The sequence below is a fragment of the Cytobacillus sp. NJ13 genome, from assembly GCA_030348385.1.
Taxonomy (GTDB): domain Bacteria; phylum Bacillota; class Bacilli; order Bacillales; family Cytobacillaceae; genus Cytobacillus.
Genome location: JAUCFP010000006.1, coordinates 835753 through 848077 on the forward strand (window position 1 = coordinate 835753; position 12325 = coordinate 848077).

Here is a 12325-nt window from a genome sequence, read left to right on the forward strand (position 1 = left end):
AAAATGAAATTGCTGACGGCGGAAGAATCCATGCAAACGTGTGTGCGCTGCGGTGCCTGCCGCAATGTTTGCCCGACATTAAATATCACAGGCAGGGAAGCTGATGGTCCCAGGGGCCGAGTATTGATGGCAAGAAGTCTGATTGAGGGCAATATCCCCGTAAATCAGGAAATCAAAGATCAGCTCGATCGATGCCTGTTATGCTCAGCCTGTGTGGATGCTTGTCCAATCGATGTTCAGGTCCCTGATATCGTCATGCTCGCCAAGGAGCGAATAGCAGCAGCGGCTGAAACACCTGTTCAAACGGATATAAAAAAACCTGCATATCCGGCACGGACTTTTAAAGATTACTTCTTTGATCATGTTCTTGCCAACCAAAAAAGGCTGAATACTGTTGGCAATCTTTTGTGGTTTTATCAAAAAAGCGGCCTTCAAACTGTAACTAGAGGGCTGGGGATTTTAAAGTTCTTCCCAGAGCAGATGAGGCAGATGGAAAGAATCACACCTTCCATTTTGCCGCCTTCAGGTCGGAAACACCATCCCGAGTATACTCCAAGGACTAATGAAGAGATGACAGCAAGGGGCCGGGTAGCCTTTTTCCACGGCTGTATTATGGATGTAATGTTTAGAGAAACAAATGATAATTCTATTAAACTGCTGTCAAAGACTGGTTTTGATGTTGTTACACCAAAAGCACAGATGTGCTGCGGAGCACTGCACCATCATAGCGGAAAAAAAGACAAGGCCATTGAATTGGCCAAAGCGAATATACAGGCTTTTGAAGAAGCTAATGTTGATTATATTATTACCAATGCCGGAGGATGCGGTGCTGCACTTGCGGAATATGCGGACTTATTTCGGGGGGATCCCCATTGGCTGGAGAGGGCAAAAGCATTCTCAGCCAAAATAAGGGATATCAGTGAGATCATTTATGAAAAAGGCAAAATGCCTGAAACTGCCGGAAGAGGCGAAAGAGTAACCTATCAGCCTTCCTGCCATCTGCAATATGTTATGAAAGTGAAGGATGCTCCAGCTAAATTGGTGAAGGAAATTCCAAACTCAGAGTATGTGGATCTTCCTGAAAAGAAATATTGCTGCGGTTCTGCCGGTATTTATAATTTATTGCAGCCAAGACTTGCAAATGAAATATTGGATAAGAAAATGTCCAGAGTCAAAGAAACTGAATCAGCTGTTCTAATAACAGCCAATCCAGGGTGTTTCCTCCAAATGAAAATGGGGGTTTACCGCGAAGGAATGGAAGATAAGATTGAAACGAAGCATGTTGCAGACTATCTGATGGAGTCAATTGAAAGGGCTGAATCTGCAAATGAACAATAAGAGTTTCAAATTGAAACAGAAGAGTGGACAAATTGTTTCAAAAGAGAACAAAAATGACTATTAAGTGTATTGGAAGAAACTTAGAAATGAAATTCATTAAAAGTCTGAATGTCCTATTTGTTTTGAAACCGCTTACGATTTTGATTTCCGTAAAAAAATATTAATTAAGTTTTTTGCTTTTCGGCACAAAAATTGCATTGTACTTTAATGACACATTACATTCATAGGGAGGTGACTATCCTGACCCAGGAATAGATCCATATCAGAATAAGTAACATTTATTCTAAGTTGTTTAATAGGGAATAATTACGCATCTAATTTACAGAAATTTAAAACTTTTCTTAATATGGGGGAAAATTAACATGAAATTAAAGAGGATTTCGTTTTTGTCTCTTGCAATTGCATTGGTATTCTTTTTGCAGGCATGTAATTCTTCACCTCAGGGAGCAAGCTCGGAGGAAAAGAAAAGCAGCGGCAATTATCCCGAGCGGCAGATTGAAATTATTGTCGGCTTTGGTGCGGGCGGGGGCAGTGACAATTTTGCAAGGGCCATTGCAAAAGAACTTAAAGATATTCTTGGTGTAAACATAAATGTTGTGAATATGCCTGGTGCAGCGGGGATCAATTCCGCTGACCATGTGACCAGGCAGCCTGCTGACGGCTATACCATCTGGTCTGCAACATCCAATCATCCCGTAAATATTGCAGCAGGTGTGGAAAAAAATGATTTGAGCAAATTAACTTCTGTCGGAAGGGTCCAAAATGATACCATGACCCTCCAAGTCAAAAGCGATGGCAAGTTCAAGGATATTGATGATCTTATCGCAAAGGCTAAGGAAAAACCTGGCAAAATCACGATTGGCGGTACAGGTTCAGCAGGCTTTGATGAACTGGTAGTCAAACAGTTTGAAAAAGCCACTGGAACAAAGTTTAATTATATCTCATTTGAAGGCTCAGGAGAGATGACAGCAGCACTGCTCGGGGGACATATCGATGTCATTGCAGAGGAGCCTGGCCCATCGATCGCCCAGCTGGAAAGCGGAGATATTAAAATGCTGATTGCGTTTACTGAAGACAAAATGGAAGGCTTTGAGGACGTGCCGATTTCAACTGAAATGGGGATAAATGTAACAGACGGCCAGGGCAGAGGCTTCATGGTCCACGCAGATACACCGCCGGAAATCATTTCAGCGCTTGAAAAAGCCCTTGAGGAAGCGAAAGAACGTCCGGACTATAAAGAGTATGAAATGGCCAATTACCTGCACCTTCGGGATGGCTGGCTAAATTCAGAAGAGTATAATGCTGAATTTGAAAAGCTAATCGACACTTACGGTTCTCTATTAAAAGAATGATTGAATAAAATAGCCCCGAAAGGCAGGATATCTGCTTTTGCCTCCTGCAAGGTTTATGATAGATTTTCATAGATTTGCCCGATAGGCTGCTGAAGATTTTTGTCGAAGGAAAACTAGTTTTATATAATCTTGAGAGCTTTTGCTCAGGTTATTGACTGCCATTACGACTGGCAGATATGATCGCCATAGTAGCTGTATCCAGGATACAGCACACAGTATACAGCAGGAGGAAAGGATAATACATTTCTTCTAAAAGATAAAGAAGGAGGATAGGCAAAGATGGTGCAAAGCCTGAAATTTACGCAGCCGCTTTATCAGCAAATCTATGACATTATAAAAAGTTCCATTTTGTCAGGTGAATTAATACCAGGTGAGAAGATCAATGTTTCTCACCTGGCGGAAAAATACAATATAAGCCGGACTCCGTTACGAGAGGCTCTCCGCCAGCTGCAAATAGAAGGGCTGCTGGTTCAGGATCAGCTGGGGCTGGCTATTGTAAAACTGGATGAAGCCGATTTTAATGATTTATACGAAACTCGCATCATGCTTGAGCCTCAAATATTGGGACTTATTTTGAAAACGATTACAGATGAGAAGCTTGATGTCATCGGAAAAATCCTTGAAAGAGCAGAAGATGCCTTTACCGCAGGAAACCATCTTCAGTTACTTGAATGGAATGCAAAGTTTCATGATCGGCTCTTGGAAGCTAGCCCAAACAAACGGGCAGTACACTTGCTGCAGCAAGTACGTTCATTTCTTTTGCTTTACCGGGCCAATATCCTAAAAAACAACGAGCATAATAGAGAAATTCTTAAGGAACATCGCCAAATCCTTCATGCTCTTAAAGCCCGGGACGACATAGCTGTCTATCAATCTGCAGAAAATCATCTGCGCAACGATCTGGAGCGCGGAATGAATATGATCCGCAAATAAAAAAGGAGCATCTCCACTCGCCAAAATAGAAATGCTCCATCCTCATGAAAATCGATTTTATTATAACATGCACAAATTAGGAATGTATAGAAATGAACAGCTGCCGGTCACTTCGGGCTCACTTCTGAGACATTATTTTCAAATGGGGTGTTCTGAATGGGACCATTACAAGGAATGAAAGTCCTTGATGCATCGCAAATCATGGCTGGTCCGTATTGCACTATGGTCCTCGCAGATCTCGGTGCGGAAGTCATGAAAGTGGAGAAAGTGAACGGAGGAGACGATTCCCGCCAAATGGGCCCATATGTAAATGGGGAATCTACCTGCTTTTTTCAAATAAACCGAAATAAAAAAAGTATAGCATTAAACCTTAAAACCAAAGAAGGAAAAGAAATCTTCTATCAATTGGCTAAAGAAGCAGATGTTGTGGTTGAAAATTACCGCCCGGGAGTAACAAAATCACTTGGCATAGACTATGAAAGCCTAAAGAAGATTAATCCTGGGTTAGTCTATTGTTCTATCTCAGGTTATGGCCAGACTGGCCCTTATTCCCATAAGGGCGGTTTCGATCTGGTGGCCCAGGGGATGACAGGGCTTATGAGCATGACCGGAGAAAAAGGAATGCGTCCGATGAAATCCGGCATCGCCGTTTATGATATCGGGGCAGGCATAACTGCAGCCTATTCGATATTGGCCGCCTTTATCCATAAGATGAAGACTGGGGAAGGACAGCATGTGGATATTGCCCTGGCTGAGATCGGGCTTCCATGGTTTACGTGGGAGGCAGGAGCTTATTTTGCAGAAGGAACGATACCGGAAGCTACCGGCTGGAGGCACCGTGTGTCTGCTCCTTACCAGGCTGTTAAAACAAAATCGGGATATATGATGCTTGGATGTGCCAATCAAAGGACATGGGAAAGATTTTGCGAGGACGTAGCCGGAAAGCCTGAATGGCTGACAGATCCGCGCTATAAAACCAATTTATTGAGAAACAAACATGTGAGTGAGCTGGAAGAAGATATTGAGGCTGTATTAATGCATCAAGATACAAGGTATTGGATTGAACTTTGTGAAATAGCAGGAGTACCTGCGGGGCCTATCAACAACTTTGCAGAGGCAGTTCAGGATCCGCATTATGAAGCAAGAGGCATGATTCAGGAAGTGGAGCATCCATTAATCGGAAAAATGAAGATGATTGGCATTCCCGCAAAATTTTCAAAAACTCCAGGTGAGGTGAAAACTCCCTCTCCTCTCTTCGGACAGGACACGATTGAAGTGTTGAATGGTTTGGGCTATGACGAAGATTCCATAAGAAATTTAACAAAATCCGGGGCTGTGAAGACCTTGGTTGAAAGGCCCATCCTGAATAAAAAATAGAAGAAAGGTCGTTAGTGATATGTCTAAGAATCTGGAAGCATTCAGCGGGGATAAGACTTACAGTGAACCGGTTTATCTTCAGGTTGAAGGAGAAATTGCATTCATATGCTTCAACCGGCCGGATAAAAGGAATGCCCTAAGTCATGAAATCTGGTTAAGGATTCCACAGCTTATTGAGGAATGCGAAAATGATGCCAATGTAAAAGTAATCATTTTTAAAGGTACTGGATCTGCTGCTTTTTCGGCAGGCGCAGATATCAGCGAATTTAAGACTTTAAGGTATACCGCAGAAGGCGCTGAAAAGTATAACAAGGCTACGATGATAGCAGAAAAATCAATCATGGATGCATCAAAGCCAACGATTGCCATGATACAGGGTTTTTGTGTTGGCGGCGGATGTGAAATTGCGGTTGCCTGTGATTTTAGATTCTCTGATGAACAGGGCAAGTTCGGCATTACTCCAGCAAAACTTGGCCTAGTATACAATACACCGGGAACCAAAAATGTTGTAGATCTTGTCGGCCCGGCGAAAGCCAAAGATATTCTTTACACAGGAAGGCTTTTGGATACAGGAGAAGCGTATCGGATAGGTCTCATCGATCGGATATATCCTGCAGAATCCATTAAGGAGGAAACGGTCAGATATGCAGAGTTAATTTGCAGAAATGCTCAGCTGTCAGTCAGGGGTTCAAAAAAAATCATTAATGAAGTGCTTGCCGGAGCCATTGAAGATTCACCTGCAACAGCCGAGCTTGTTATTGACTCGTTTCTTTCGGAGGATTATCGGGAAGGGGTGCGTTCATTTTTGGAAAAACGGAAGCCTGATTTTAAATATTCTTAAGTGGATAGGGAATGAAGTGTGATCAAAATCGCAGGGAGGCTCACAGCCTCCTCCAATTAAATTGAATTTTTGGGGGGATAAGAGATGCAGCTGGAACGAAATCTTTCGATTATCATGATCGTTTTTTCATCTTTTTTTCTGGTTATGTCACTCCAGGTGGAAAATAGGACAGGGAATTTCATTTCTGCAGGAACATGGCCAGCAGCTTTAATGATCCTAATGCTAATTCTATCGGTTATCCTGCTGATGAGGGCTCTAAAGGTGAATAACGTTCCGAATATAAAGGGTAATGACAATGATTCAGCAGATGCAGATAATGAAGAGCAGCTCGTTCATCCGAAAAAGTTCTTCCTCTTGTTTGCAGTTCTTGCAATCTATATCTTTTTTCTTGGTTATGTTGGTTTTATTGCTGCGACGATTCTGGGGATTTTTGTGATGGCGCTTTTGTTTGGAATGAAAAGCTATATTCGAGCTCTGCTGACAGGTATTCTGGCAACTGCCGGTTCTATCGTGCTGTTTCCCATTTTATTGAATTTGCCTTTCCCGCGGGGAACCGGGATTTTTTATTCACTTAGCTTGCTGTTTTATTAATAGCCAACTTTAATAAAAGAGGTGAACGGAATGATAGAAGGACTTTTAGGCGGTTTTGGCAATCTTTTTGAGCCTTTTAATTTTTTCATTCTTATGGTCGGTGTCCTGCTTGGTTTCATTGGTGGAGGGATCCCGGGTATAAGCGGAACCATGCTGGTCATAATCCTTCTTCCTGTCAGTTATGCAATGGATCCGGCTGCAGCATTTTTGCTGCTGACCTCCATTTATGCCACATCTGTTTTTTCAGGGTCCATAAGCGCTATTCTGTTTAGAACCCCAGGCACACCAGAAGCGGTGGCAACGGTTTTCGACGGGTATCCCATGGCCAAGAAGGGGGAAGGGGGAAAAGCCCTTGGCATTTCCATCTTCAGTTCCGCCACAGGGGGTGTTTTTGGAACGCTGGTATTAATCTTTTTGACGCCGCTGCTTGCCTCTTTTGCTCTTAGATTTTCGTCCCCGGAGTATTTTGCATTGGCACTAATGGGTCTGACGGTAGTAGCTTCTTTGAGTGCAGGCAATCTGGTTAAAGGATTCATTGGTGTTTCCTTCGGTTTGTTCATTGCCACTATTGGCATCGATACAATGACTGGTGTGCCAAGATTTACATTCGGTTCAGGACAGTTAATGTCGGGAATTGACTTTATCCCTGTTCTGATTGGATTATTCGCCATTTCAGAGGTGCTGAGAAGAGTCCAGCAGGTCCACAAGGTGAATGTAAAGCAAAAAGTGAGTTCCGAACTTCCAAACTGGAATGTCATGAAACGAATTTCTGGCGTCGTTGGACGTTCTTCCTTATTAGGTGTGTTTATTGGAATCCTTCCGGGAATAGGTGCAACTACTGCAGCCATGCTCAGCTACAGTGAGGCTGCCAGGTGGTCAAAAAGATCTAAAGAATTTGGAACTGGAATTCCAGAAGGAGTAGCTGCACCTGAATCTGCCAATAATGCAGCAGCAATGGGTGCCATGGTGCCATTGCTTTCTCTGGGAATTCCGGGCAGCGCGACAACCGCTATACTGCTCGGCGCTTTTATTCTGCATGGAATTCAGCCGGGGCCTTTGATGTTTTCCACACAAGGTTCTCTCATTTATACCATCCTGATGGGACTTCTTGTTGCCAACTTGCTGATTTTAGTTATTGCCAAACCGTTTATTTCGGTATTCTCTAAGATTTTGCAAGTGCCCTACACAATCATTGGACCACTCATCGTTCTCTTTTGTATTGTTGGCACATTCGCAGTCAGGAATTCGATTTTTGATGTTGCTATGATGCTGGTATTCGGAATTATCGGCTACTATCTGGAAAACGCCAAATTTCCGCTGGCACCTATCGTGCTTGGCGTTGTGCTCGGTCCCATTGCTGAAGACCAGTTCAGAAGGGCCATGCAGATGTCCAACAATGATATTTCCATCTTCTTCACAAGGCCGATTGCCTTAACCTTCATTGTCCTATCCATCATCAGTATATTGTATCCATTCATTAATAAGTGGATTAAGAAGCGCAGAAACAATGCAAGCGGTACAGATCAAACTGTAGCTTCTTAAGAAGGAGGTGTTCCGGAAATGATCTTTGATTTTGAAGGACTGAAGCCAGACGTTCATGAAACTGTCTATTTGGCACCTAACACCTATATCATCGGCAATGTAAAACTGGAGGCTGATGTATCCATTTGGTTCAATTCTGTGCTGCGCGGGGACAATGATTCCATTCGTATTGGAAGGGGCACCAATGTACAGGAGGGAACAATGATTCATGTGGATGAAGGTTACCCTGTCAGCATTGGACAAAATGTCACAATCGGCCATAATTGTGTGATTCATGGATGCACCATTGAAGATGGTGCCCTGATCGGCATGGGAGCGATTATACTTAACGGTGCCATCATTAAGAAAGGTGCCGTCATAGCTGCTGGAGCAGTAGTCGGTGAAAATAGAGTGATTGAGAAAAACATCCTTGCAGCCGGCGTTCCCGCAAAAGCGTTAAAGCCGGTTAAGGAGGAACTGCATGAGCGTATCCTTGCAGGGGCAGAATTTTATCAAAAAAACGCTGTGAAATTTCGCCGGGCTGGTATTGCTTCTGGGATGATTGATGCAAAAATGAAGTAATTTTTAAAAGCATGAGCTAAAGACAAAGGATTTCCAGAAGGTTCTATGGAAGTCTATACTGTCTTCAGCTCTTTTTAGTTTAAGGTTATGGTTCAGTTAGAAAAGAATGGCTGATTCCGTAAGGTTGTTGCTATTTGTATATTATTTGCTGAGTTGATTGCAGCGGAAGGTGCGAGACTCCTGCGGGAGTAGCGGGATAGGTGAGACCCCGCAGACGCGGAGCGTCGAGGAGGCTCACCGCCCGCCCCGCGGAAAGCGAGCAGCCTGGAGCGGAAATCAACGGACAACATTGATAGGCGAAAACAACAATTTATACGAAAAGAGCCAAAAGAATAGAAGGAGGATAAAAATGAGTCATGAGAAGTGCAGCAGTATTATCTCACTGGATAAGATAAGCTGGAAAAGAAACGGAAAGCAGATACTGAACAAAGTTTCATGGAATGTCAGAAAAGGAGAACATTGGGCCCTATTAGGCTTGAATGGATCAGGGAAAACAACGATTCTGCAGATGATTACCGGCTATCTGTGGCCTAATGGCGGGCAAGTTTCAGTATTAGGAAATCTTTATGGCAAGACGAATATACCAGAGCTTAGAAAATCCATCGGCTGGGTAAGCACGTCGCTGGACGATAAATTTCAATTCCGTCCATCAGAAACTGCCCTTGAAATTGTCTTGAGCGGAAGATTTGCCTCGATAGGCCTTTATCAAGAAATAACACAGCAGGACCTGGATAAAGCAAAGGACTTAATGCATCAGTTCAATATTAGCCATGTTCAGGATCAAACTCTCACATCCCTCTCACAGGGTGAAAAACGAAAAGCAATGATTGCAAGAGCCTTAATGGCTTCACCAAGGCTGCTTATTCTCGATGAACCATGCAATGGGCTTGATATCTATTCGCAGGAAGAATTGCTTCGCTCGATTGAAAAAATGGCTGCTCAGCCGGATGGTCCCACGATCATTTATGTTACCCATCATATTGGGGAAATTGTACCTTCCATAACCCATGCCATGCTGCTGAAGGGAGGAAACGTCATTTCACAAGGCAAAAAAAGAGAAACATTGACGGATTCGCTCCTTGAAGAAACATTCCGTGTACCAATAACAGTAGAGTGGGAAAATGGGCGTCCTTGGGTACGGGTAAAAGTCGCATCCCAGTTTATCGGAGCAGGAAACCGATGAAAACTATTTGCCTCGCAAAATGGCAAACGGTTGATTTTTACCAAATTGTCCTTCATTATATGAAGATATCTTATACATAAATAATGGAGGAATGGTCTTGGTTCGTTTCGGTTTAGTAGGCACTAACTGGATTACAGAAAGATTTTTAAAAGCGGCACTGCAGGCAGAAGATTTTCAGCTGGCTGCTGTTTATTCACGTACAGAAGAAAAAGCAAAAGAATTTGCAGGCAAATATGGTGTGGAGAGGACTTTTACTGATTTAAAAACAATGGCCGCAAGCGGTGAAATCGACGCCGTTTATATTGCGAGCCCGAATTCCCTGCATGCTGATCAGGCGGTCATATTTATGGAAAACAAAGTTCATGTTTTATGTGAAAAGCCGATAGCTTCTAATACAAAGGAATTGCAAACCATGATTGCAGCAGCCAGGGAAAACAGCGTTCTTCTTATGGAAGCCTTAAAGTCTACCTTTATGCCTAATTTTTTGGCTGTAAAAGAAAATCTCCATAAAATCGGACAGGTACGCAGGTATTTTGCAAGCTTTTGCCAATATTCTTCCCGTTATGATGCATACAGGCAGGGAACCGTGCTGAATGCATTCAATCCAGATTTTTCGAATGGTTCACTTATGGATATAGGGATTTACTGTGTGTATCCGCTTGTGGCTTTATTCGGTAAACCAGAGGAGATTAAAGCAGCAGGCTATATGCTGGAATCTGGAGTCGATGGGGAAGGAAGCCTTGTCCTTAAATACCCTGGCATGGATGCGGTCATCATGTACAGCAAAATAACCAATTCCAGTCTGCCTGCAGAAATTCAAGGGGAAGAGGGAAATATCGTTATAGATAAAATAAGTGCACCTGAAAAAGTTGAATTGCATTATCGGAACGGAGAGAGGGAGGATCTCACTCAGGACCAATTAAGTGATTCTATGTATTACGAAGCCAAAGAATTCATCCGTTTGGTTCAGGCTGGAAAGACAGAATCGGATATCAACTCCTTCGCTAACTCCATGATCACAATGGAGATCATGGAAGAAGCTCGAAGGCAAATTGGTGTTGTCTACCCGGCAGATCGAAAGTAAAACGAAGGACCGGACATTCTATTGTCCGGTTCTTTTTAGTTCTTTTTACATATAAACAAAAGGGATTTTTTGGGATTTTCTTGCTAAATTGGTAATTTTGGATTAATTTTACACACTATTTCGTCATTAAACTACTCTTTTTATACTTATTTCGGTATGCGAAATTTGTCAAAAGAATAGGCATCATACTCTATTATCACTCTTCAATTAGTTCACTAGAATTAATAGTGAAAGATAACTATTAATTTGGGGGTATGAATTTATGACTTTGAAGAAAAAAGTTCTTTCTGTATCACTATCTGGTTTAATGGCTTTGGGTGCAGTTACAGCAGTGGGGATGCCTGCAGGTGCCGTAGGGAATGGGCCGGGCACAGGAAATGGATCCATTCAGACTTCCATTCTGCATACATATGATAGTTTAACAGAATATTTGAAGACGCAGGATGCCAAGCAGGAGGCCATGCAGCTTGAAGTAATCGGCCAGACAGTAAAAGGCCGTGATATTTACATGGCAAAATACATATCCAATCCTGAAAATCCGACGGTTCTTTTTCTGACTCAGCAGCACGGGAATGAGCAGCTGACAACTGAAGGAGCGATGGAGTTTATTAAGCACCTGGGCACGGGCAAGACAAGCGGGGTCCTTAAAGATGTCAATATTCTTGTGATACCTATGCTGAACGCGGATGGAGCAATGGGAGATGTGAACTTCTCACTTGACGATTATCTTGCCGATGGCGATCGCCATTTAACCCGCTATAATGCAAACCGTGTAGATTTAAATCGGGAACATGATAAAGAACCAAGCAAAATGGAGCCGGAGGCACGTGCTCTCCATGAAAAAGTGTTCCAAAAATACAAGATCGATTACATGATCGATCTTCATCATCAGGGTACCTTAAGTGAAACAGAAGGAAAGCTGGTATCGGGATCAATTCTTTATCCAACTAACAGCAATGTGAAGCCAGAGGTTCTTGAAAAGTCTAAAAAGCTGGGTTCAGTTGTATTTAATGCACTTCACGATACAGGCTGGGGCCATATTGGGAAATATGTCGGCGGAACAGGTGAAAACATTGGCCGAAACGGTGCAGCTGTCCGTTATGACATTTCCACCCTGCTTTTTGAAATGCGCGGAATGTCCGACCACAACTATGAGCCTTATGCCCTTGGACAAAAGAGCAATGGTTATCTCATCAAGCAGACAATCACAACACTCGATGCGACAGTAAAAGCAATAGCAGATGGTTCAATCAATTCTGCTGACACAAGCTTCTGGGATACTTTGCCTGAACAGACAACAAGACAAAACGAAGAAGCTGATGAGTAAAAGAGCTGCATCCCCGGCAATTGCCGGGGGTGTTTTTTGTTGATATCAGGGAAAAAAAGCCCATTTATCAGATTTTTATAATTTTATTCAAATAAGTTGTTGACAATTCCTATGGGTATGGTAGGATTAATCTCAACATCACAAAAATAAACTAATAAACTTATATTTTCCTATACTTAAAAAAGGAGGCGAGCCT

The 12325-nt window shown here is 42.8% G+C and carries 11 protein-coding genes; all 11 read left to right on the forward strand.

Annotation, left to right across the window (positions count from 1 at the left end; all coding sequences use genetic code 11):
• The first annotated feature begins 3 nt into the window (after positions 1-3).
• The 11 genes from QUF73_04050 (at position 4) to QUF73_04100 (ending at position 12129) form a co-directional block, all read left to right on the forward strand.
• Positions 4-1338, forward strand: coding sequence for a (Fe-S)-binding protein (locus QUF73_04050; GenBank protein MDM5225373.1), 1335 nt, complete (start codon positions 4-6; stop codon positions 1336-1338).
• A 362-nt stretch (positions 1339-1700) separates the two neighbouring features.
• Positions 1701-2690, forward strand: a complete 990-nt coding sequence (locus QUF73_04055) for a tripartite tricarboxylate transporter substrate binding protein (protein ID MDM5225374.1) — start codon at positions 1701-1703, stop codon at positions 2688-2690.
• A gap of 279 nt (positions 2691-2969) precedes the next feature.
• Positions 2970-3623 carry a GntR family transcriptional regulator gene (locus tag QUF73_04060; protein MDM5225375.1) on the forward strand — a complete coding sequence of 218 codons (654 nt, stop codon included), beginning with the start codon at positions 2970-2972 and terminating at the stop codon, positions 3621-3623.
• A 156-nt stretch (positions 3624-3779) separates the two neighbouring features.
• Positions 3780-5000, forward strand: a complete 1221-nt coding sequence (locus QUF73_04065; GenBank protein ID MDM5225376.1) for a CoA transferase — start codon at positions 3780-3782, stop codon at positions 4998-5000.
• Between the two features lie 19 nt (positions 5001-5019).
• Positions 5020-5841, forward strand: coding sequence for an enoyl-CoA hydratase-related protein (locus tag QUF73_04070; protein ID MDM5225377.1), 822 nt, complete (start codon positions 5020-5022; stop codon positions 5839-5841).
• Positions 5842-5925: 84 nt separating this feature from the next.
• Positions 5926-6432 carry a tripartite tricarboxylate transporter TctB family protein gene (locus QUF73_04075; protein MDM5225378.1) on the forward strand — a complete coding sequence of 169 codons (507 nt, stop codon included), beginning with the start codon at positions 5926-5928 and terminating at the stop codon, positions 6430-6432.
• Between the two features lie 30 nt (positions 6433-6462).
• Positions 6463-7974: a tripartite tricarboxylate transporter permease gene (locus tag QUF73_04080; protein MDM5225379.1), complete on the forward strand. Its 1512-nt coding sequence runs from the start codon at positions 6463-6465 to the stop codon at positions 7972-7974.
• Between the two features lie 18 nt (positions 7975-7992).
• On the forward strand, positions 7993-8535 hold the full coding sequence (locus QUF73_04085; GenBank protein MDM5225380.1) for a gamma carbonic anhydrase family protein: 543 nt from the start codon (positions 7993-7995) through the stop codon (positions 8533-8535).
• A 349-nt stretch (positions 8536-8884) separates the two neighbouring features.
• The gene (locus tag QUF73_04090) at positions 8885-9718 is read left to right on the forward strand and encodes an ABC transporter ATP-binding protein (GenBank protein MDM5225381.1); all 834 of its coding nucleotides are present in this window, start codon (positions 8885-8887) and stop codon (positions 9716-9718) included.
• A gap of 97 nt (positions 9719-9815) precedes the next feature.
• Positions 9816-10802 (forward strand): Gfo/Idh/MocA family oxidoreductase, encoded by a 987-nt coding sequence (locus QUF73_04095; GenBank protein MDM5225382.1) that lies wholly within the window; start codon positions 9816-9818, stop codon positions 10800-10802.
• A 262-nt stretch (positions 10803-11064) separates the two neighbouring features.
• Entirely contained in the window at positions 11065-12129 is a 1065-nt protein-coding gene (locus tag QUF73_04100; GenBank protein MDM5225383.1) for a M14 family zinc carboxypeptidase, read from the forward strand.
• The last annotated feature ends 196 nt before the right edge of the window (positions 12130-12325 follow it).